This is a genomic window from Ascidiaceihabitans donghaensis, from assembly GCF_900302465.1.
In the GTDB taxonomy this organism is placed as follows: Bacteria; Pseudomonadota; Alphaproteobacteria; order Rhodobacterales; family Rhodobacteraceae; genus Ascidiaceihabitans; species Ascidiaceihabitans donghaensis.
In genome coordinates this window covers 67,713-87,406 of sequence record NZ_OMOR01000002.1, presented here as the reverse complement: position 1 = coordinate 87,406, position 19,694 = coordinate 67,713, and the positions used below count along the sequence as shown (strand labels likewise).

Annotated in this window: 20 protein-coding genes; 7 read left to right on the top strand and 13 right to left on the bottom strand. The window is 56.0% G+C overall.

The window, feature by feature from the left end:
- Window positions 1-74: 74 nt before the first annotated feature.
- Window positions 75-1,589 (top strand): YifB family Mg chelatase-like AAA ATPase, encoded by a 1,515-nt coding sequence (locus ASD8599_RS18985; RefSeq protein WP_108830349.1) that lies wholly within the window; start codon window positions 75-77, stop codon window positions 1,587-1,589.
- Here the strand turns inward: ASD8599_RS18985 and ASD8599_RS18980 are convergent.
- From ASD8599_RS18980 to rsmI, 4 genes are read right to left on the bottom strand one after another with little or no spacing between them, the layout of a single operon-like run.
- The gene (locus tag ASD8599_RS18980) at window positions 1,555-2,469 is read right to left on the bottom strand and encodes an alpha/beta hydrolase (protein ID WP_108830348.1); all 915 of its coding nucleotides are present in this window, start codon (window positions 2,467-2,469) and stop codon (window positions 1,555-1,557) included. The two genes, ASD8599_RS18985 and ASD8599_RS18980, sit on opposite strands and share 35 nt — an antisense overlap.
- The gene (gshB, locus tag ASD8599_RS18975; protein WP_108830347.1) at window positions 2,466-3,401 is read right to left on the bottom strand and encodes a glutathione synthase; all 936 of its coding nucleotides are present in this window, start codon (window positions 3,399-3,401) and stop codon (window positions 2,466-2,468) included. Before gshB ends, ASD8599_RS18980 begins: the two co-directional genes overlap by 4 nt.
- Window positions 3,402-3,460: 59 nt before the next feature.
- Entirely contained in the window at window positions 3,461-3,829 is a 369-nt protein-coding gene (locus ASD8599_RS18970; protein ID WP_108830346.1) for a YraN family protein, read from the bottom strand.
- On the bottom strand, window positions 3,826-4,686 hold the full coding sequence (gene rsmI / locus ASD8599_RS18965; protein ID WP_108830345.1) for a 16S rRNA (cytidine(1402)-2'-O)-methyltransferase: 861 nt from the start codon (window positions 4,684-4,686) through the stop codon (window positions 3,826-3,828). Before rsmI ends, ASD8599_RS18970 begins: the two co-directional genes overlap by 4 nt.
- Before the next feature lie 86 nt (window positions 4,687-4,772).
- On the opposite strand from rsmI, the gene ASD8599_RS18960 reads away from it, so the two are divergent.
- The 5 genes from ASD8599_RS18960 (at window position 4,773) to ASD8599_RS20510 (ending at window position 10,745) form a co-directional block, all read left to right on the top strand.
- On the top strand, window positions 4,773-5,969 hold the full coding sequence (locus ASD8599_RS18960) for a penicillin-binding protein activator (RefSeq protein ID WP_108830344.1): 1,197 nt from the start codon (window positions 4,773-4,775) through the stop codon (window positions 5,967-5,969).
- Window positions 5,970-5,999: 30 nt separating this feature from the next.
- Entirely contained in the window at window positions 6,000-8,738 is a 2,739-nt protein-coding gene (locus ASD8599_RS18955; protein WP_108830343.1) for a [protein-PII] uridylyltransferase, read from the top strand.
- Between the two features lie 77 nt (window positions 8,739-8,815).
- Window positions 8,816-9,205: a hypothetical protein gene (locus ASD8599_RS18950; protein WP_108830342.1), complete on the top strand. Its 390-nt coding sequence runs from the start codon at window positions 8,816-8,818 to the stop codon at window positions 9,203-9,205.
- Window positions 9,168-10,439 carry an iron-containing alcohol dehydrogenase gene (locus ASD8599_RS18945; RefSeq protein WP_245926164.1) on the top strand — a complete coding sequence of 424 codons (1,272 nt, stop codon included), beginning with the start codon at window positions 9,168-9,170 and terminating at the stop codon, window positions 10,437-10,439. Before ASD8599_RS18950 ends, ASD8599_RS18945 begins: the two co-directional genes overlap by 38 nt.
- A 171-nt stretch (window positions 10,440-10,610) precedes the next feature.
- Window positions 10,611-10,745, top strand: coding sequence for a macro domain-containing protein (locus tag ASD8599_RS20510; RefSeq protein ID WP_281261567.1), 135 nt, complete (start codon window positions 10,611-10,613; stop codon window positions 10,743-10,745).
- A gap of 3 nt (window positions 10,746-10,748) precedes the next feature.
- Here ASD8599_RS20510 and comE read toward each other — a convergent pair whose 3' ends face one another.
- The 5 genes from comE to ASD8599_RS18915 all read right to left on the bottom strand — a co-directional run bounded on the left by comE (window position 10,749) and on the right by ASD8599_RS18915 (window position 14,947).
- Window positions 10,749-11,303, bottom strand: coding sequence for a sulfopyruvate decarboxylase subunit beta (comE, locus tag ASD8599_RS18935; protein WP_108830341.1), 555 nt, complete (start codon window positions 11,301-11,303; stop codon window positions 10,749-10,751).
- Window positions 11,300-11,806, bottom strand: a complete 507-nt coding sequence (comD, locus tag ASD8599_RS18930) for a sulfopyruvate decarboxylase subunit alpha (protein ID WP_108830340.1) — start codon at window positions 11,804-11,806, stop codon at window positions 11,300-11,302. The genes comE and comD overlap by 4 nt, the downstream gene beginning before the upstream one ends.
- 50 nt (window positions 11,807-11,856) lie before the next feature.
- Entirely contained in the window at window positions 11,857-13,164 is a 1,308-nt protein-coding gene (hisD, locus tag ASD8599_RS18925; protein WP_108830339.1) for a histidinol dehydrogenase, read from the bottom strand.
- 298 nt (window positions 13,165-13,462) lie between these two features.
- Entirely contained in the window at window positions 13,463-13,852 is a 390-nt protein-coding gene (locus tag ASD8599_RS20330; RefSeq protein ID WP_281261568.1) for a chemotaxis protein CheD, read from the bottom strand.
- 237 nt (window positions 13,853-14,089) lie between these two features.
- On the bottom strand, window positions 14,090-14,947 hold the full coding sequence (locus ASD8599_RS18915) for a CheR family methyltransferase (RefSeq protein WP_245926163.1): 858 nt from the start codon (window positions 14,945-14,947) through the stop codon (window positions 14,090-14,092).
- A 192-nt stretch (window positions 14,948-15,139) separates the two neighbouring features.
- Here ASD8599_RS18915 and ASD8599_RS18910 point away from each other — a divergent pair, with 192 nt between their 5' ends.
- Window positions 15,140-15,826, top strand: a complete 687-nt coding sequence (locus ASD8599_RS18910; protein WP_108830336.1) for a fumarylacetoacetate hydrolase family protein — start codon at window positions 15,140-15,142, stop codon at window positions 15,824-15,826.
- On the opposite strand, the gene idi is transcribed toward ASD8599_RS18910, so the two are convergent.
- From idi to chlG, 4 genes are read right to left on the bottom strand one after another with little or no spacing between them, the layout of a single operon-like run.
- Window positions 15,823-16,350: an isopentenyl-diphosphate Delta-isomerase gene (idi, locus tag ASD8599_RS18905; RefSeq protein ID WP_108830335.1), complete on the bottom strand. Its 528-nt coding sequence runs from the start codon at window positions 16,348-16,350 to the stop codon at window positions 15,823-15,825. The two genes, ASD8599_RS18910 and idi, sit on opposite strands and share 4 nt — an antisense overlap.
- The gene (locus ASD8599_RS18900; RefSeq protein WP_108830334.1) at window positions 16,347-17,525 is read right to left on the bottom strand and encodes a geranylgeranyl diphosphate reductase; all 1,179 of its coding nucleotides are present in this window, start codon (window positions 17,523-17,525) and stop codon (window positions 16,347-16,349) included. The genes idi and ASD8599_RS18900 overlap by 4 nt, the downstream gene beginning before the upstream one ends.
- A 3-nt stretch (window positions 17,526-17,528) precedes the next feature.
- Complete coding sequence (locus tag ASD8599_RS18895; protein ID WP_108830333.1) at window positions 17,529-18,785, bottom strand: BCD family MFS transporter; 1,257 nt, start codon at window positions 18,783-18,785, stop codon at window positions 17,529-17,531.
- Window positions 18,782-19,681 (bottom strand): chlorophyll synthase ChlG, encoded by a 900-nt coding sequence (gene chlG, locus ASD8599_RS18890; RefSeq protein ID WP_108830332.1) that lies wholly within the window; start codon window positions 19,679-19,681, stop codon window positions 18,782-18,784. Before chlG ends, ASD8599_RS18895 begins: the two co-directional genes overlap by 4 nt.
- Window positions 19,682-19,694: the final 13 nt, after the last annotated feature.

Below are 19,694 nucleotides of genomic sequence, written 5' to 3'. Positions count from 1 at the left end.
CATGCGGCACGCGTTAACCAATCTTAAACCCCCCTTCGCTAGCCGTTAACCATACGTTGCAACCGGAGGGGGCCATGGTCTCTCGCGCCTACACTGTGGCATTCCAAGGGGTCGAAGCCCGCCAAGTCGAAGTGCAATGCGCTGTGACACCCGGCATGCCTGCTTTTTCGATCGTGGGCTTGCCTGACAAGGCTGTATCCGAAGCCCGTGACAGGGTCCGCACCGCCCTTGGGGCAATGTCCATCGCGTTGCCTTCCAAACGGATCACCATAAATCTGTCGCCTGCCGATCTGCCCAAAGAAGGATCGCATTTTGATCTGCCAATTGCGATGGCGCTGCTGGCGGCCTTGGAGATCATTCCGCATGACATCACCGAAAGCTTTGTTGCCTTGGGCGAGTTGTCGTTGGATGGCACTCTTGTGCCTGTGGTCGGCGCATTGCCTGCTGCCATGGCCGCAGCCGAACAAAACCGTGGTCTGCTTTGCCCCAAAGCCTCCGGTCCCGAAGCCGCATGGGTGGGCAACACGCAAGTCATCGCCGCCGCGTCCCTGGGCGATGTCACACGACATTTCACCGGACAGGCCCCCATCAGCCCCGCGCAACCGGGCGAAGTAACACAAGCCGGTTCTTTGCGTGATCTGCGCGACGTGAAAGGGCAAGAACGCGCCAAACGGGCATTGGAAATTGCCGCCGCCGGACGGCACCACATCATGTTTGTCGGCACACCCGGGTCTGGCAAATCGATGCTCGCTGCGCGATTGCCCGGCATATTGCCACCTCTTTCACCGGTGGAGGCGTTGGAAACATCCATGATTCATTCGCTGTCCGGCTTGCTGGACGCAGGGGGTATCTCAAAAGCACGACCCTTCCGCGAACCTCACCATACGGCCTCTATGGCGGCCATCATAGGCGGCGGGCGCGGGGCGAAACCCGGCGAGGTGTCTTTGGCGCACAATGGTGTGTTGTTCATGGACGAGTTTCCCGAATTCCCCCGAACCGTGCTGGAAACACTACGACAACCGATTGAAACAGGCGAAGTGATGATCGCGCGGGCCAATGCCCATGTGAAATATCCTTGTAAGTTCATGTTGGTGGCTGCGGCCAATCCGTGCAAATGTGGCTACCTGACAGATCCCGACAGGGCATGCGCCAAGGTGCCTATGTGTGGTCAGGATTATCTGGGGCGCATTTCGGGACCGCTGATGGACCGGTTTGACATGCGGGTCGACGTGCCGCCCGTGGCCTTCACCGATCTGGATTTACCCAGCAGCGGTGACAGCTCCAAAGACGTCCGCGATCGGGTGGCCACGGCACGTGCGGTGCAACAGGACAGGTTTAAAGATACGCCCGACATGCGCTCGAATGCCGATGCCGCAGGCGAGGCCTTGTCAGACATCGCAACACTCGACACAGAGGGCCGCGACCTGCTGACAAAAGCCGCCGAAAGGTTCAAGCTGTCGGCGCGCGGGTATCACAGGGTTTTGCGCGTCGCACGCACCATCGCCGACCTTGACGGGTCGGAAACCGTACGCGCCAACCACCTTGCCGAAGCCGTTAGCTTCCGCCTTGCAAGCGCAGCAGAGGCTTGATCCACCCCGCCAACTGATCCAGCGTCGCCCGCCCTTCAGGCAAGATGTTGTGAAACAGCGGCCAAACATGGGGCAAATCACGTTCAATGTGCATCTGAACATCAACACCCTGGCGCTGCATGGCGGACACAATCCGTCGTGTGTCGTCCAGTAAAATTTCGGTATCTCCAACACACATCCAAACAGGGCATGCACCCGTGAAATCGGCATGAACAGGGCTGATCAAAGGATCAGACGGATCTTGAGCGTTCAAAAACATCTGCATCATATCCAACGCCCGCTCTGCCGGCAGAACCACGTCGCGGGCTGCGTTGACAGAAAAACTGGCCCCGGAATACGCCAAATCGGTCAGCGGCGAAAAAGCAAACACACCGGCTGGCAGATCGGCACCCTCTTGCACAAGCTGCGCAAGCAAAGCCAACACCAGATTGCCGCCAGCACTGTCCCCGCCCATGACAATCTGATCGGTCCGATAGCCCTGTTCCAAAAGACCCGAATAGGCTGCATGCGCCGCATTCAACGCAGCGGGAAAGGGATGTTCCGGAGACAACGGATACTGCGGCAAGACGGCTTCAACACCCACACGCGCAGCCAGTTGTGCCAGCATCGCGGCATGTGTGTGCGGGCTGCCAAACACATAGCCTCCGCCGTGAAAATACAACAACACACTGCCATCATTGACCCATGGGCCAGACAGGTGCAGCGATTTTACGCCCCCACAATCCATCCAGTCTTTAGTGGTTCCACGCGGTCCATGAAAAAACAATCGCGCTTTGTTTTCAAAGGATCGACGCAGTTTTTCTGGGTCCTGAACCCGCGCCATATGGGGACGTTCGGTCCAGCGCAGCCACGGGTTCAAAAGTGACTTTTGCCAACTCATGGTCGCTTGGCCTCGATGGCCTCCCAAATCTTGGCGGCGATGTTTACACCATCGAAACGCTCCAGCTCCTGAATACCGGTGGGCGAGGTCACGTTGATCTCTGTCAGGTAATCTCCGATGACGTCGATACCGACAAACACCTGACCCTTTTCCTTCAAAAGCGAGCCAATGCGGGCACAAATTTCCAGATCACGGTCTGTCAGGCCAATTTTTTCAGGCCGGCCACCGACGTGCATATTCGACCTTGTTTCACCGGCAGCTGGCACGCGGTTGATGGCACCGACCGGTTCACCGTCTACCAAGATTACACGTTTGTCGCCATTGGACACATCGGGCAAAAATTTCTGCACAATCAAAGGCTCGCGGCTGAACCCAGTAAATAGCTCATGCAGGGAACTCAGATTGCGATCGTCTGGCGTCAGGCGAAATACACCCGCGCCGCCATTGCCATAAAGCGGTTTCAGGATGACATCGCCGTGCTTGGCTTTAAACGCCTTGATGGTGTCCAGATCCCGCGCAATGGTGGTGGGCGGTGTCAGGTCGGGGAAATCCAGAACAAGAAGCTTTTCGGGATAGTTGCGCACCCAGAAAGGGTCATTCACAACCAGAACATCAGGGGCCAAACGATCCAGAAGATGCGTTGTCGTGATGTAATGCATATCGAATGGCGGGTCTTGGCGCAGCCAGACGACGTCAAAATCGGTCAAATCCACTTCGCGCAGCGGACCAAGATGGGCATGGTCACCCTGCACACGTTGGACTGTAAAATCATGACCGTGCGCTGTCATGCGCCCTTCTTGATAGGCCAGCTGATCAGGCGCATAAAAGAACAACGTGTGACCACGGGCTTGCGCCTCTTCGGCCAAGCGAAAGCTGCTGTCGGCGTCAATATTGACGTCGGCAATTGGATCCATCTGGAAAGCGATTTTCATGCGGCACCTTTATATTGCTAACACCTTAAATGGCGCAGCAATGGCAGCGGTGCAATGGGTCAGCCATGTCCAAAGGCATTTTCAATGATCCGCACCTCGCCTTGGCCATTCACAAGTGCGACATCAAAGCGGACATTCGTCAAAGCGCCACGCGGCTCACCCGCCAAAAATTCTTCGGCGGCCGCATAAATGCGCTGCATCTGGCGGGGGCTGACACGTTGCACCGCCCGATCAAAAGACCGGCTTTGTTTGACTTCGATAAAGATCAGGCCATCCCCGTCACGGGCAATCAGATCGATTTCACCGGCGGCACCCCGCCAGCGACGACGCGCGACGGGACACCCGCGGCGTTCATAGTCAGTGGAAATACGATCTTCCGCGGACAAACCCGCATGATAGGCCGTTTTTCCCCTGAAATGTCTGTTCAACTGTCTTTCCCCATATCCAACGCCAACTGGTACACCTTGCGGCGTGGCGTATCATGTGCGGCCGACACCGCATCGACGGCATCGCGCATGGACATCTGCCCCAAAGCAACGCCCAAGGCTGTTTCTAGGTCTGTTTCGCTAACAATCTGTAAATCACCCCGATCGACCAACAAAACGATTTCGCCCTTAACCGACCGCCCCGAGAAATCTTGGGCCAGTTCGCCCAGCGTGCCACGCGTCACCTCTTCGAACTTTTTTGTAAGCTCGCGGCACACGACGGCTTTGCGCCCGTCCCCCAGGACGCGCGCCGCATCTTTTAGTGTGGCCCCTAAGCGTTTGGGCGATTCGTAAAATGCCAGTGTTCCGCGAATGGCTTTCAGACCTTCCAAGGCGGAACACCGCGCACCTTTTGCATTCGGCAAAAACCCTGCAAAGAAAAAAGCATCCGTTGGCAAACCAGCCAGAGCCAAAGCCGTCAAGACTGCGGACGGGCCCGGCGCACAGGTTTGCATCACACCTGCATCCGCCGCAGCCCGGCTTAATTCAAACCCGGGATCCGCGATCAATGGCATGCCTGCTTCAGACGCATAGGCCACCGATTGCCCTTGTTTCACGGCATCAAGCAGCCCGTTCACCACCTTTTCCCCCGTGTGATCATGCAATGCTATGATGCGGCGTCCGTTCAAGGGCACACCGTGAATATCCATCAGTTTTCGCATGCTGCGCGTGTCTTCCGCCGCCAGCACATCCGCCGACGCCAACACATCCAAAGCCCGCAACGTGATATCGCGGGCTGAGCCAATCGGCACACCCACGAAATACAACCCCGGTGCAAGGGGAACCTTTTGAAAATTCAAAGCTGGACCCGCCTTTCATGACGTCTATTATCGACCAAAATCGCTGCGCCACAAAAGGCGCACACCTTAAGGGAGTTACTGCACCAATGTTCGCGCTTTTCCAATCCGCCCGCAAGTCAATGCTACGGGTATCTCGCGTCATCACTTTGCCAATCTTCGCTTTGGGACTGGCCGCTTGTGACGACCTGTCTCTTGGCTCTATCGGCAATTCGGGCCCCAGCGTCAAAAAAGGCGAACCTGTCGCCGTTGCGCTGTTGGTGCCACGCGGGGGCGGCTCTGCAAGCGATGATCTTTTGGCACAAAGCCTTGAAAATGCGGCCCGTTTGGCGATCCGTGATCTGGAAGGTGTGGACATCAATCTGCGTGTTTACGGCACAGCAGGCAATGCAGGCACAGCAGCGACACAAGCCAAACAAGCCGTCAGCGATGGCGCCCAGATCATTCTTGGCCCCCTTTATGCCGAGGCCGCAAACGCCGTGGGCGTCGCGGTGGCAGGCAGCAACGTCAACGTATTGGCCTTTTCCAACAACCCGACCATCGCAGGCGGCAACGTCTTTGTGCTTGGGCCAACCTTCGACAACACGGCAAACCGCCTTGTCAGCTACGCAAAATCCCAAGGAAAAGACCGCATCGTGGTGGTTAGTGCGCAGGATGTTGCCGGACAGTTGGGACGTAACGCCATCCAGAATGCGATCAGCCGATCCGGAGCCACTTTGGCTGCCAGCGTTGACTATCCTTTAAGTCAGGAAGGCGTTGTCGCGGCCATTCCACGCATCAAAGCAGCCGTGGACAATGGCGGGGCCAACGCGGTTTTCATGACCTCTAACACAGCATCCGCATTGCCTTTGATCACGCAGCTTTTGCCCGAAGCCGGTGTGCGCCCGGCCACAACACAATACATCGGTCTGACGCGATGGGACATTCCCGCCCAGACGCTGGCGTTGCCTGGTGTGCAAGGCGGCTGGTTCGCTTTGCCTGATCCAGCCCGTGCCAACGCCTTCCGCGCAAAATACGAAGGCGCTTACGGCAAAGCCCCTCACCCAATTGCGGGCCTTTCCTTTGACGGAATCGCGGCAGTGGGCGCTTTGGTCAGCGGGTCGCGGTCCAACCCGTTGGGTGCCGGTGCGTTGACCCAAGGCGCAGGGTTCCAGGGGGCCACGGGTATTTTCCGTCTGCGGTCCGATGGCACAAATGAACGCGGTTTGGCTGTGGCCAGCATTCGCGAAAACAAAGTGGTCATCCTAGACCAAGCGCCGCGCGGCTTTTCCGGCGGCGGTTCCTAAGTCGGTACATTTCTTCAGGGCAGATCATTTATGAACCCATCTACGGATTTGATCTGCCCTGCAGACACGATATTCAATCAGGCAGCGTTTCAGGCAACGCTAAGCGCGGCCCTGCAAACCAAAGACCTGCGGGCCACAATGCTGGCTTGGCTGCAAGACACCCAAAAGCAGGCCCGCGCTGCCATCAAGGCCGCGTTCCAAAACAAACCCTTTGCGGCCCGCCCCCTGACCCGCAGCTACACATACCTGACGGATCAGCTTGTGGCGGCGGCTTTTGACATTGCAGGCCACATGAACCCCAACCCGAACCCGACATCGGGGGAACGCTTGTCCGTGATTGCCGTGGGCGGGTATGGGCGCGGTGAAATGGCCCCGTTTTCCGACGTCGATTTGTTGTTTCTTACGCCCTACAAAATGACCGCCTGGGCAGAGACAACCATCGAAAACATGTTGTATCTGCTGTGGGACCTGAAGCTTAAAGTTGGCCATTCAAGCCGCACGATCACCGATTGCATCCGCTTGGGATCAGAAGATGCAACCATTTGCACCGCCATGCTGGAACATCGTTTTGTGATTGGGGACGCGGGTCTGGCAGACGATCTGGAAAGTAAGCTGTGGGCCGATCTGTTTACGGCGGCCGCTGGCCCAAAGTTCATCGAAGCCAAATTGGCCGAGCGCGACAAACGGCATGAAAAGCAAGGGCAGCGCTATGTGGTTGAGCCCAATGTAAAAGAAGGCAAAGGCGGTTTGCGCGATTTGCAGTCTTTGTTCTGGATCGCCAAACACATCCACGGGGTTCAGGACGCGGCCGATCTGGTGTCCAAAAACGTATTTACGCAAGACGAATTCAAAGGCTTTGTGGCCGCAGAAGATTTTCTTTGGGCGGTCCGCAGCCATCTGCATTTGCTGACCAACCGCGCCACCGAACAACTGACATTCGATATGCAGGTGATGGTCGCCGAAGCCATGGGGTACAAAGACACCGGCGGGCGGCGTGGCGTCGAAGTCTTTATGCAAGCCTTCTTTATTCATGCCACCGAAGTAGGCGATCTGACCCGCATTTTCCTGACCAAACTCGAAGCCATGCACGTCAAAGCCGAACCTCTGCTTGAACGTATTTTCAAACGTAAACCCAAGGTCAAAACCGGGTACGAGGTTATTCACAACCGCTTGGCCATCGCCCGCGAAGATGAATTCTTGTCGAACAAGATCAACCTGTTGCGCATTTTTGAAGAAGCCCTGCGCACAGGTATGCTGATCCATCCTGATGCGATGCGGTTGGTCAAATCCAATCTGGACCTGATCGATGACGACATGCGCAACACGCCTGAAGCACGGCGTATTTTCCTTGATCTGATGCTTAAGCACGGCAACCCCGAACGCGCATTGCGGCGCATGAACGAATTGGGCGTACTTGCCGCTTTCATCCCGGAATTCGAACACATCGTGGCGATGATGCAATTCAACATGTACCACAGCTACACAGTGGACGAACACACAATCCAATGCATCGCCAACCTTGCGATGATCGAACGCGGAGAGCTGGAAGAAGAGCTGCCTGTGGCCTCGTCCATCCTTGAGCAGGGCGTGAACCGCAAAGTGCTTTATGTGGCAATGCTGCTGCATGATATCGGCAAAGGACGCCCCGAAGATCATTCTATCCTGGGCGCCCAAATCGTGCGCAAGGTAGCCCCCCGCCTTGGCCTGAAACAAGAAGACGTGGACACTGTCGAATGGCTGGTGCGCTACCATTTGCTCATGTCCGATATGGCCCAAAAGCGCGACATCGCTGACCCGCGCACCGTACGCGACTTTGCCAAAGCAGTAAAAACAGTAGAACGGCTTGGGCTGCTTTGCGTGCTGACAGTCTGTGACATTCGCGGCGTTGGGCCCGACACCTGGAACAACTGGAAGGCGGTTCTGATCCGGGCGCTTTACCGCCAGACCGAAAACGCGCTTGAAAACGGGATGGAGGCCCTAAACCGCGAGAACCGCGGCGCCGAGGCCAAAAAAGCATTGCGATCGGCGCTACACGACTGGCCCCGCAAAGATTTACAAGCCGAAACAGCACGACATTACGACCCATACTGGCAAGGATTGCACCTGACAGCGCATGTGGTGTTTGCAGGGCTACTGCGCAACATGACAAACGACGAGATCTTGATGGATCTGCATCCCGACGAAGACCGCGACGCAACGCGGGCTTGTTTTGTCATGCACGACCACCCCGGCATCTTTGCACGTCTGACCGGTGCTTTGGCGCTTGTGGGGGCCAATGTTGTCGATGCACGCAGCTACACAACCAAAGACGGATTTGTGACAGATGCGTTCTGGATTCAGGATGCAGAGGGTCAACCCTATGACGCGGCCCGCCTGCCCCGCTTGCGTAAAATGATTGAACGCACTTTGGCTGGCGAAGTGGTGACACGCGACGCCATCGTGGACCGCGACAAAGTGAAAAAGCGCGAAAAGGCATTTCGCGTGCCCACGCACATCAGCTTCGACAACGAAGGGTCAGAGATTTATACAATCATCGAAGTCGACACCCGCGACCGCCCCGGATTGTTGCATGACCTGACCCGCAGTCTGGCGGCGTCAAACGTCTATATCGCCAACGCTGTGATCGCGACTTATGGCGAACAGGCGGTCGATACGTTTTACGTGAAGGATATGTTCGGGCTGAAATACCATTCCGAAAACAAACAACGCACGTTAGAAAAGCGTTTGCGCACAGCGATTGCCGAAGGGGTGGAACGCGCGGCAGAGTGATCCACGCCGCAAACTGCTTTTTTCCTGTTCAATTTGGAAGGCGCAGGTACTGTTCTGCCTTATAGGAGAACAATTTTATGAAATTTATGATTCGCACTGTGCCGGCATTATCCGGCACTGCATTTCTTGCCCTGTCACTGCTTTCAGGTGCGGCCTTTGCCGACTGCACCCGCCACATTTACAATAAGTCAGCGAATGTCTGGTCCTACGGCTTCACGGCCTCAAAAGACGAAGAACTGGGCGACAAAGCATTGGTGATCGTCAACGGCGAGACCGCCAAAATCGAATATGTGACCGGGGATTCAGCCCCCAAATGGCTACGGCTGGAAAAGGTGACATATACGGACGGCAAACCGCACTACAAAGAATCCTTTGCTGTCAACGGATGCTATCTTGTTCACGATGGTGTCACAGGACGCGCCGTGTTGAATGATCCTGCTGACGGCGACGTCATCTTCATCGACTGATCCAAACTGCATCAAAGGGGCGGCACAATCGTCCCTTTGGGCATCAAACCAGACCCAAGCCAAAGCGACACTTACCATGCAAACCTTCGTCCGTATCCAATCCCCCCGCATCATCCGCATCGGCGGTGGGGTCGTGCAGGAACTGCCAGAGGTGATGATGCAAATGGCTGTGTCACGCCCTTTGATCATCACGGACAAAGGGTTGGTTTCACTTGGCCATGTGCAAAGGCTCTGTGACATACTTGATGCCGCAAATCTGCCGTACGGGCTGTTTGACGGGGTGATCGAGGATCCGACCGACACCTGCGTTGACGCGGGGATCGCGGCCCTGAACGCGGGCGATTACGATTGTATCATCGGGTTTGGCGGCGGCAGTCCAATGGACACAGCCAAGGCGATTTCCTTTATGTCGGTCAACCCGGGCCATGTGCGCGACTACAAAGCGCCAAGGCAAATTGACCGTTGCGGTTTGCCCGTGATCTGCGTGCCAACCACTGGCGGCACCGGATCAGAACTGACGCGGTGGTGTGTAATCACGGACACTGGCGCCCCTGAAAAGTACAACCTGTCGGGACTGGCGTGCGTGGGCACAGCGGCATTAATCGACTGGCAATTTACCACCACCAAACCCGCACGCATCACCGCAGACACAGGCATCGACAGCCTCACCCATGCACTTGAAGCCTATGTCAGCAAACGCGCCCATGCCTACACCGACGCCTTCGCCCTGTCCGCGATGCCGCTGATCGCAACCCAACTACGCACCGCGTGCAATGACCCGACAAACGCCACTGCGCGCGAGGCGTTGATGCTGGCAGCATCACAGGCGGGCATGGCGTTTTCAAATGCCTCTGTTGCACTGGTTCATGGCATGAGCCGTCCTATCGGTGCGCATTTTCATGTGGCCCATGGGCTCAGCAACGCCATGCTTTTGCCTGTGGTGACTGCGTTTTCGGTACAGGCCGCCCCGGCCCGCTACGCCGAAGCCGCACGCGTTATGGGGTTCGCCGAAGCGTCAGATTCAGACGCCACCGCATGCGACAAACTGGTGCGTTCCTTAAAAGCGCTGAACGCGGATTTGAAAGTGCCTTCACCCAGCCAGTTGGGCCATGAGGCAGACGATGACATGTTGCATTTGATGGCACGCCAAGCGTTGGCGTCAGGTTCACCACAGAACAACCCGCGTGTGCCCAGCGAAGACGAAATTGTGGCCCTCTATAAAAAAATGTGGTGATGTTATTGTGCATGGCTGCAATTGCTTTCACACGATGGGAGCGGGTATTGCAAAAGGTATCGCAGCAACGTTCCCCGAAGCATTCGCGGGCGCAAAGCAGATAACGATGCGATCAAATCCTGCTTTGAAGACATTGCCACCCGTTTTCCAAACAGTCGCATAGGTTACCCGATGATCGGGGCCGGACTTGCGGGCGGGGATTGGGTGCTTATCGCCGAGTTGATCGAAACGGCCCTGATCGGCTGCGACCATACTCTGGTCGAGTTCGCGGGGTCAGGTGCGCGAAGGTTTCCCCGCGCACCCTAAACCTTAGCTTGCGACGGCTTTCATAAAACGGTCGCGGATCACAACCGGGTCCATGGTGATCACGGGCAGCTTGATGTTGCCGCTGTCGCATTTCACCACGATGATCGTCATTTTCTTGCTGTGGATGGCTGCTTGCAACGCTTTGCCAGCGTCCACGTCTTGCACGGTCACGACGTTTTCGCAGCCACAGGCGGCGGCGACATTTTCCAGCTTGGTTTTCTTGCCAGCATAGGTCGGCTGATCGCCCGTAGACCCATATGATCCGTTGTCGATGATCATCAGAATGTAGTTGTCGGCCACGTTGTTGGCGATGGTTGGCAACGTGCCAAGGTTGGTCAGGACCGATCCGTCGCCGTCGATGGAGATAACGGTTTTGTCTTGCGCCAAAGCCAGTCCAAGGCCGATGGAGGACGACAACCCCATGGTCCCAAGCATGTAGAAGTTTTTCGCATTGTCGTCGATCATATGCAGCTCTTGGCTGGGCAGACCGATGTTGCAAACGACCAGTTGGTCACGAAGGATAGGCGCGATCTCGCGCAGGATTTCAGAACGGATCATTGGTCGCCGTAGCCTCCCCAAAAGGACGCATCCGTCAGGATCGCCACAGGTTTGTTGCACATGAAGGTGTATTTCAGGATCGCATCCAATTCGTCCGCGTCACTTTCCTTGTGGAAGTGGTACGTGGGGATGTTCATCTGGTTTAGCAGCGCCTTGGTATGGACTGCCATTTCAACTTGGCAGGCCACAGGTTCGCGCAATTCACCGCGATAGGAAATCAGCATCGGCAAAGGCATGCGATAATACTGTGTCAGCGTCGCCAGCGTGTTGATCGTGACACCAATCGCCGTGTTCTGCATGATGATGGCAGGGCGTTTGCCGCCCATGAAGGCACCTGCGCACAACCCCATGCCCTCGTCTTCTTTGTTGGAGGGGATGTGGAAAATCTCGGGGCGCGCGTCGACTTCGTCGATAACGCCAGCCAGCTGTTTGCAAGGCACGGTCGTGACAAATTCGACGCCATTGGCGACGAAATCATCCACGATTTTGGAACTGATAGACACGTGAGTTACTCCTCGTGTGCGGGGTGAAAATGGAAGTTGGCAGACAGAGTTTACTCTGCCGCCGTCAGGTCGAAGTTTTCGCCGGGGAAGTATTTGGCCAGACGCACATCCGCGGCGCGGGCGTGGCCTTCCATCCCCTCAAGGCGCGAAATTCGGGCCGTTGCGATGGCCACATCCTTGGTGCCTTCTTGGGTGCCGCGCTGCCATGTGACGATCTTCATGTATTTGTGCACGCTTAGCCCGCCGGTGTATTTGGCAGAGCTTGAGGTCGGCAAAACGTGGTTCGTGCCAGAGGCCTTGTCGCCATAAGACACAGTGGTTTCTTCGCCCAAGAACAGCGATCCGTAGCATTGTAGGCGATCCAACCACCAATCGAGATCTTCGGCCTGAACGGTCAGGTGCTCTGGCGCGTAGTCATCGGAACAGGCGGCCATTTCTTCACGGTCTGCGCACAGGATAACTTCGGCATAGTCGCGCCAAGCCGCTTCTGCGTTCATGCGGTTCAACTCTGGCAAATCGGCGATCATGTCCGGGACCATGCCCATCACTTTTTCGGCCAACGCGCGGTCATCCGTCACCAACCAAACTGGCGAATTGTATCCGTGTTCCGCCTGAGACACCAAATCCGTTGCCACGATATGCGCGTCAGCTGTGGCATCTGCCAAAATCAGGCTATCGGTTGGACCCGCAACCATATCAATGCCCACACGTCCAAAAAGAAAACGCTTGGCTTCGGCCACGAATTGGTTGCCCGGGCCCACAAGGATGTCCGCTTTGGGCAGGCCAAACAATCCAAAGGTCATGGCCGCGATGCCTTGCACGCCCCCCATCGACAAAATTTGCGTGGCGCCCGCCAAATGGGCTGCGTAGATAATCGCGGGTGCGATGCCTTCATTGGGGCGGGGTGGGGAACACGCAACGATGTTTTCGCAACCCGCGACTTTGGCCGTGGTCACCGTCATAATTGCGGAGGCGATGTGGCTGTAACGCCCGCCCGGCACATAGCAGCCCGCCGCGCGCACCGGGATCGCCTTTTGTCCGGCAATCAAACCGGGGACGATTTCGGTTTCCACATCTGTCATGGTGGATTTTTGCAATTCCGCAAACCGTTGCACATTGCTATGCGCAAACGCGATGTCGTCTTTTAGCTTTTGTGGCACTTTGGCAGAGGCCGCGGCAATTTCATCAGCACTTAACAGGACCGGGCCTTCGTAATTGTCGAACTTAGCTGCATATTTCAATGCGGCCTCATCGCCGCCTGCCTCAATATCCGCAAGAATATTCATGACGGTTTCGCGCACTTCGTCAGACCCCGATTGGGCCGTCATGGTGGCTTTCTTCAAATAGTCGCGGGCCATAGTCTGCTCCATGCGTTGTCTGGGTTAGGCTGGTCTTGTCACATCGGGGGGACAGGCCACAAACCATATTCCTCAAACACAGGAACTCGAAAACGCATTTTGCGTTTTCTGAAATGTAGGATCTCAACAACTCAAATTAATTGTCGATTTATGGGACAGATAGGATTTTCCAAACGCGACTGGTTTTCAAATCTAGAAAAGAATGCGCCATGCCACACGGGGCTGAACATAGCGGTGTTCGACACAACAGCTGAGTGCAAAACAGCTTTCAGCGCCCCCCTATCAAGCCTTCCTTTTCTTAAAATAGCTCAACCGAGGAAATTCCGCCCTGCGTGATGGGTTTGACCGCTTCGTCTTTGGGGGATTCGTTGGCCGGGATCAGCAAGTGGCGCACCTTTCCGGTGGTTGGAATAAACTGCAATTTCCGCGCGTAAGGCCCCCCAAGATTTTCGGCAATGCAAGGGATTCCTTCCCGGCACAGGAATTCTTTAGTGAATATCTGGTTTTTTAGCCCAATCTGATGTGAGGAAGCACTGATATGGCTTCCTCCAAAAATCTTGGCTTCAAGTTTGAAACGATCAGCACCAAGTTTTAGCAACCCGTTGATCAACAACTCCATTGAATACACGCCGTATTTCATGTCCCCTGTCGCGTCTTCCAAACTGCCAGGCAGCAAGAAATGGTTCATGCCACCCACCATAGCGTCGGGTTCGTACAAGCATACGGCAATGCACGACCCAAGAACCGTTGCATATTGAACAAACGGATCGTTTGTGACGTAACATTCGCCCTGGATTACGCTTTGGCGCTTCATTTCATGCGAAGACATGTTCTTCACTCATTCTATTGTTTAAGTCGCTAAGGCAAAGTTTATCAGCGCACCGTTCCAGATGAGCGACATGCCGATGCAATCCCCAACGCCCCTTCATTCTTTGCGCAGGGTTGTGAACCCTTCCTTCTTCATGCTCCTGGTCGCCGGTCCTGAAATGCGTTCCGAATGACCAATGAAAAGATAAGCACCGCTGCGCATGACCTTGCATATCTGATCCCAGACGTTGGCTTGTGTCGCTTTGTCGAAATAGATCGTTACATTCCGGCAAAACACCGCATCAAACGGACCATGCATGGGTAAGGGTTCGATCAGGTTCAAGATACGGAAGGTCACCAGATCCTGCACGTTTTGTGTAACGCGCAACCCTTTTTTCAGACCCGGTTCTTGCTTCATAAACTTGTCGCGTAATTCTTTGGGCAATCCATCCAATTCGGACTTAGAATAGGTCGCACGCATGCCCGACTGAACAACGACCGGGTCAATATCTGTTGCCAGAATTTTGAAGTCATATTTTGCGACGTCAGGAAACATATTCAAAACAACCATTGCCATCGAAAAGGGTTCTTGCCCCGAAGAACACCCCGCTGACCACAAACGCACGCGCCCCCCCGCACGGGCCGCTTCGATCAGCTGTGGTAGCACTTTGGTTTCCAAAGTGTGAAAATGATGTTCTTCACGAAAGAAATGCGTGATGTTTGTTGTCAGAACAGACAGCAATTCGCCCATCTCGATCTTTGCGTCAGGGCCGTTCAATCGCGTCAAATACTGTGAAAACTCTGTGTATTCCAACGCCTTCATACGTTTGGCCAACCGGGAATAAATCAATGACCGCTTGGCATCTGACAAATCCAGCCCGAATTTTGCCCGTGCCAAATCCGAAACATATTCAAAGTCGCTTTGGCTTAGCTCCCATTCAGGTCCCTGCCATTCCATCGCTTTAACCGAGCCCAAAACGCACCCCCAAAAACCGCGCATTCGTGCCGGAGCCAGCAGAAATATCTTCCAAAACAACCATATTTTTTTCCGCAAACTCCGATACCGTTGCCACAAGACCTAAAGAGCGAAACTTAACATTAGATTTCCTCTGCACAGATTTGCCGTGTTATGACGAGGCAACAGACAAACACAAATAAAGAAGTGCCCATGACCTTTGTCCTAACCCCGCCTGTCCAAGCCAGTGTCGCCGTCGACAACACCACCAATAGGTTCCCTGTGCGCCGCATATTTTGTGTGGGGCGCAACTATGAAGCGCACGCCCGCGAGATGGGCAATGATCCCGATCGTGAGCCGCCGTTTTTCTTCACCAAACCGGCCGATGCCGTGGTCGATTGCCCCTGCGCTTTGCCCTATCCGGTGCAAACCCAAGACCTGCACCACGAAATCGAACTGGTTGTGGCGCTTGGAACAGGTGGTGTTAACATCGCCCCTCAGGACGTGCCCGCCCACATTTGGGGCGCGGCTGTCGGCATCGATTTTACCCGCCGCGATTTGCAACAATTGGCCAAGGACACGCGCCGCCCATGGGACATGTCCAAAGGCTTTGACCAGTCCGCACCTATGTCGGCGATCCGCCCCATGGCGGACATTGCAAGCCTAACGCAAGGGCGTATCTGGTTGAATGTAAATGATGAACCACGGCAGGATGCTGATATTGCCGACATGATTTGGTCCGTGAATGACCACGTGGCTTACCTGTCGCGCTACGTGACGCTGGCCCCCGGAGACCTGATCATGACAGGTACCCCTGCGGGTGTAGGTGCTGTACAAAAGGGTGATGTTTTAACGGGCGGTGTGGATGGGGTCGGCACGCTGGAAGTCCAGATTACCTAAGCCAGTTCGTTCCCAAAAATCGCATCTGCATGTTGATCCATGTAGATGCGCATCCATGGGGTGAACGAATCGGGATTGGCATCGATGCGGCGGCGGACCTCGTGGTGGTCGACCCATTCAGCCTCCATCACCTCTTCGGGGTTCAGCGCCATAGTGAAATCATCGCCCGCATGGGCCACAAACACATCCACAACTTCGTGTTCAATCAAGTCCCCGCCCACGTCAGCGCGATATTCAAGGTTCTGGCGGAATTCAGGCGTCACGCAGGTGATCCCCAGTTCTTCGTCGAGACGACGCAGTGCGCAGACCTCTGGCGCTTCGTCCCAATCGGGATGCGTACAACAGGTGTTCGCCCACAGCCCCGGCGTGTGGTATTTGCCCAAGGCGCGGCGCTGCAACAACATCTCGGAACCGCGCAACACAAACACCGACACCGCCTTGTGGCGCAGCCCCTTCTTGTGGGCTTCCAGCTTTTCGACAGGCACAAGCGTGCCGTCGACCCATGCGGGGATCATAATGCTCATACGTGGTTCGCTTTCACCAATCCGGTCAGATGCGCCATGTTCTTAATGCCAATTTTCAGATGCGCCAAGGGGTTCGCGCGCACCAGCTTCTTGTTCATATAGGCCTCAAATGTCAGGCGCTGCACGTCCACATCGTGGCACAAGGACACAAAGCGTTCGCGCCGGTCATCGTTGCGGTAATAGGCGTTCTGCATGGAAGCCAGCACGCGGAACACCATCTTATGTTCCTTCATGAACAGCTTGCGCGCCAGTTTCAGGTCTTTCACACGGCCCGACGCCAAGGTCGCAGCACAGGCTGTTGCAGCCACGCGGCCCCCGACCATCGCATAGTAAATCCCCTCACCCGAGGACGGCGCCACGACCCCAGCCGCATCGCCCGCCAGCAAAACGTCCTTGCCATTGTCCCAACGGTCCATCGGTTTCAATGGAATAGGCGCGCCTTCTTTGCGCAGGGTCTCGCAGTGCTCAAGGCCCGACGCCTTGCGCAATGCCGCCGTCGCATCCTTAAGATTCACAGACGACAATTCCGACCCCATCCCAACGCTGGCACTGTCGCCATGGGGAAAGACCCAGCCATAAAAGTCAGGGGAAATCGCCCCGTCATAGATCACATCACAGCGCACCGGATCATAAACTTCGGTCTTTTCGGGGGCCTTGATAATCTCGTGATAGGCAAAGACCAAAGGCACCTTGTCTGCGTCTTTGACTTCGGCCAGACCAACGCGAGACTTCGCCCCATCGGCCCCGATCACCAGCTTGCAGGGAAGTTCGCGTTCCTCTTGCGTTTCCTTGTCGCGGAAAATGACCACAGGCGTGCCTTCGGGACGCTCAATGCGCACAAAAGTGCCTGTGTAATAATCTGCCCCCGCCTCAACCGCGCGTTTGCGCAGGAAGGGGTCAAAATCCTTGCGATCCACCATGCCGACAAAGCCGTTCTCAATCGGGATATCCACATGGCGACCCGTGGGCGAGATCATGCGCGCGGTGTTCACCTTGGCCACCAGTTGGGCGTCCTCGATAAAGAAATCCTGCATCAGGCGCGGTGGAATCGCCCCGCCACAGGGTTTGATGCGGCCCTCGCGGTCCAGCAGCGCGACCTTATGGCCGGAACGGACCAGATCCTCAGCCGCAGTGGCACCGGACGGCCCACCACCTACAACGACGACATCAAACATATCTCATTCTCCCGGAACCATTGTTGCATCTTTCAAATCGTCAGGCCGCGCCATGATCCGCGCCGCCATAACGGCGGCAGCCAGAAACAAGATAGCCTCAAGCGCAAAGACAGACGCATAGGCCTGGGCGTCACTGGCTACAAAACGCGCCAGATCCAACATGCCTGTGGCAATCAAACCCGCCAAACCTGCGGCAACGGCTTGAGCCGCGCCAAAGACACCCATGCGTGTGCCGGTGGCGTCTTGATGCGCCGCCGCCAGCTGCATCATTGATCCGATAGCGCCGACCACAAACAACCCGTTGCCAAGACCCAAAACCACAGTCGCAGGGACCAAAGGCAGCCCTGCTGCCAAGGCCAGCAATCCTGTCGCCGAAATCAAACACCCTGCAATGGCCCAGGTGCGCAAGGATCCAAACCGGAAATGCGACAGCACGCCAGCCCCGATCATGCCAAGCAATGCGGCACCATCCTTGCCACCCGACAGTTTGGTGCTGTCTTCGGGTGATAGTCCGTGGATGTGGCCCGCGAACGGTTCAAGGATCAGTTCGGACAAATAGAACGCAAGGATCGACAGAAACACAAATCCGGTGAATTGGCGGGCAGCAGGATCTGCCCATGTCTGGCGCAAAGCGTCGCGCAAAGGCGTGGCGGGGTCCATCGTTGTGGGGGGAACATGCTGTTCAACACCCAATGTCGCCAGCAAGGCCACGACACAAGCGATCGCGCAGACGACAGAGACAATCACCAACAAGCGTTCTGCGCTGTACGGCTCCAACGCGATGCCAGTTCCAATGGATGCCGCAATCGCGCCCGCGATCAAAAACAGCCACGCCAAAGTTGCGGCAGCCCCTTTGCGCGATCCTGACGCTGCAGCCAACAAGGCCAAAAACGAGGTGCCAGCCGCCCCGATCCCCATCCCGATTGCGGTGTAAGACACAACCCAGACCGCCAAAGCCATCATTGGCGTGCCACTGGCGACCAGAATACCATAGGCAGTGCCGATCACGCCAAGACTGACCAACACCAAACCGCCCAAAATAAACACCGTACGGCCACCCTTTACATCAGACCGATGCCCCCAAGCAGGCCGTGTCAGTTGCACACCATAGTGCAAGGCGACCAGCAAACCGGGCAGCAACGCGGGCCAAGACAACTCGACCGTCATCAAACGGTTGAACAGGTTCACAGGCAGTGCCGCCAAACCGCCAATCGCCGCGTTGACCAGACACAGGCGGGTCAATGTGCCCCAGCCGATCATGCCATGCCCCGCAACGCAAAGGCCGCGATCATCATGCCGCTGACATACAGCAAAACGCCTGTGCCATTGTACCAAGGGGCCTTGGCCTTGGGGTCTTTGAACATCACGGTCATGGCCCAAAACTGGACCAACAAAACGCCAGCCACGCCCAAGGCGTGCAAGGGACGATCCCACATCGCCAGCAAGGCAATCACAACAATTTGCGGCACAGCCATCACAAAACAGGCAACCTTGGCAGCCTTCTCAGGGCCAAGCGTCACAGGCAAGGAATTGACACCCGTTTGGCGGTCCCCTTCCAAGGCCTTGAAATCATTCAGAGTCATAATGCCATGCGCACCAATGCCATAAAGCAATGCGATGACAACAACGGCAAAAGACGGCGCGCCCGCGCTTAAAACGGCTGCGCCCGTAAACCACGGCAGGCTTTCATAGCTTAGGCCCACCAGACCCGGCCCCCACCATCCCGACCGCTTTAACCGGACGGGTTCAGCCGAATAGGCCCATGCCGCCAAAACACCAACGACGGTGGCACCAAAGCCCCAAATTCCCAACTGCCAGCCAACAACCAGCGACAAAACAGACATGGCCAAAGCGATATACAAGCCCCACCGACCCGGGATAAGGCCCGATGGAATAGGGCGGTCCGGTTCATTGATGGCGTCAACATGGCGATCACACCAGTCGTTGGCGGCTTGCGACATGCCGCAGACTATGGGACCCGCCAATAGAACACCAAGGATCACCAGATGCCATTGCCCAACAGGCGAGGCGCCGGATGAGATCAAACCGCAGACATAGGCCCACATCGGTGGAAACCATGTGATAGGTTTGATCAGGCGCAGGGATGCAGCAGGCTCTGGAAAGCGGCGCATCTGTATCACATCAGTTACAGTCATGTGTAAACTATGG

What these genes read in the sequence shown, in the direction of transcription:
- comE (WP_108830341.1), bottom strand. Translation starts at nt 11,303, where the DNA reads ATGATCCGTTCTGAAATCCTGCGCGAGATCGCGCCTATCCTTCGTGAC.
- ASD8599_RS18960 (WP_108830344.1), top strand. Translation starts at nt 4,773, where the DNA reads ATGTTCGCGCTTTTCCAATCCGCCCGCAAGTCAATGCTACGGGTATCT.
- ASD8599_RS18985 (WP_108830349.1), top strand. Translation starts at nt 75, where the DNA reads ATGGTCTCTCGCGCCTACACTGTGGCATTCCAAGGGGTCGAAGCCCGC.
- gshB (WP_108830347.1), bottom strand. Translation starts at nt 3,401, where the DNA reads ATGAAAATCGCTTTCCAGATGGATCCAATTGCCGACGTCAATATTGAC.
- ASD8599_RS18980 (WP_108830348.1), bottom strand. Translation starts at nt 2,469, where the DNA reads ATGAGTTGGCAAAAGTCACTTTTGAACCCGTGGCTGCGCTGGACCGAA.
- ASD8599_RS18955 (WP_108830343.1), top strand. Translation starts at nt 6,000, where the DNA reads ATGAACCCATCTACGGATTTGATCTGCCCTGCAGACACGATATTCAAT.
- ASD8599_RS18910 (WP_108830336.1), top strand. Translation starts at nt 15,140, where the DNA reads ATGACCTTTGTCCTAACCCCGCCTGTCCAAGCCAGTGTCGCCGTCGAC.
- hisD (WP_108830339.1), bottom strand. Translation starts at nt 13,164, where the DNA reads ATGGCCCGCGACTATTTGAAGAAAGCCACCATGACGGCCCAATCGGGG.
- chlG (WP_108830332.1), bottom strand. Translation starts at nt 19,681, where the DNA reads ATGACTGTAACTGATGTGATACAGATGCGCCGCTTTCCAGAGCCTGCT.
- ASD8599_RS18945 (WP_245926164.1), top strand. Translation starts at nt 9,168, where the DNA reads ATGATCCTGCTGACGGCGACGTCATCTTCATCGACTGATCCAAACTGC.
- idi (WP_108830335.1), bottom strand. Translation starts at nt 16,350, where the DNA reads ATGAGCATTATGATCCCCGCATGGGTCGACGGCACGCTTGTGCCTGTC.
- ASD8599_RS20510 (WP_281261567.1), top strand. Translation starts at nt 10,611, where the DNA reads ATGATCGGGGCCGGACTTGCGGGCGGGGATTGGGTGCTTATCGCCGAG.
- ASD8599_RS18900 (WP_108830334.1), bottom strand. Translation starts at nt 17,525, where the DNA reads ATGTTTGATGTCGTCGTTGTAGGTGGTGGGCCGTCCGGTGCCACTGCG.
- ASD8599_RS20330 (WP_281261568.1), bottom strand. Translation starts at nt 13,852, where the DNA reads ATGAACCATTTCTTGCTGCCTGGCAGTTTGGAAGACGCGACAGGGGAC.
- ASD8599_RS18950 (WP_108830342.1), top strand. Translation starts at nt 8,816, where the DNA reads ATGAAATTTATGATTCGCACTGTGCCGGCATTATCCGGCACTGCATTT.
- ASD8599_RS18895 (WP_108830333.1), bottom strand. Translation starts at nt 18,785, where the DNA reads ATGATCGGCTGGGGCACATTGACCCGCCTGTGTCTGGTCAACGCGGCG.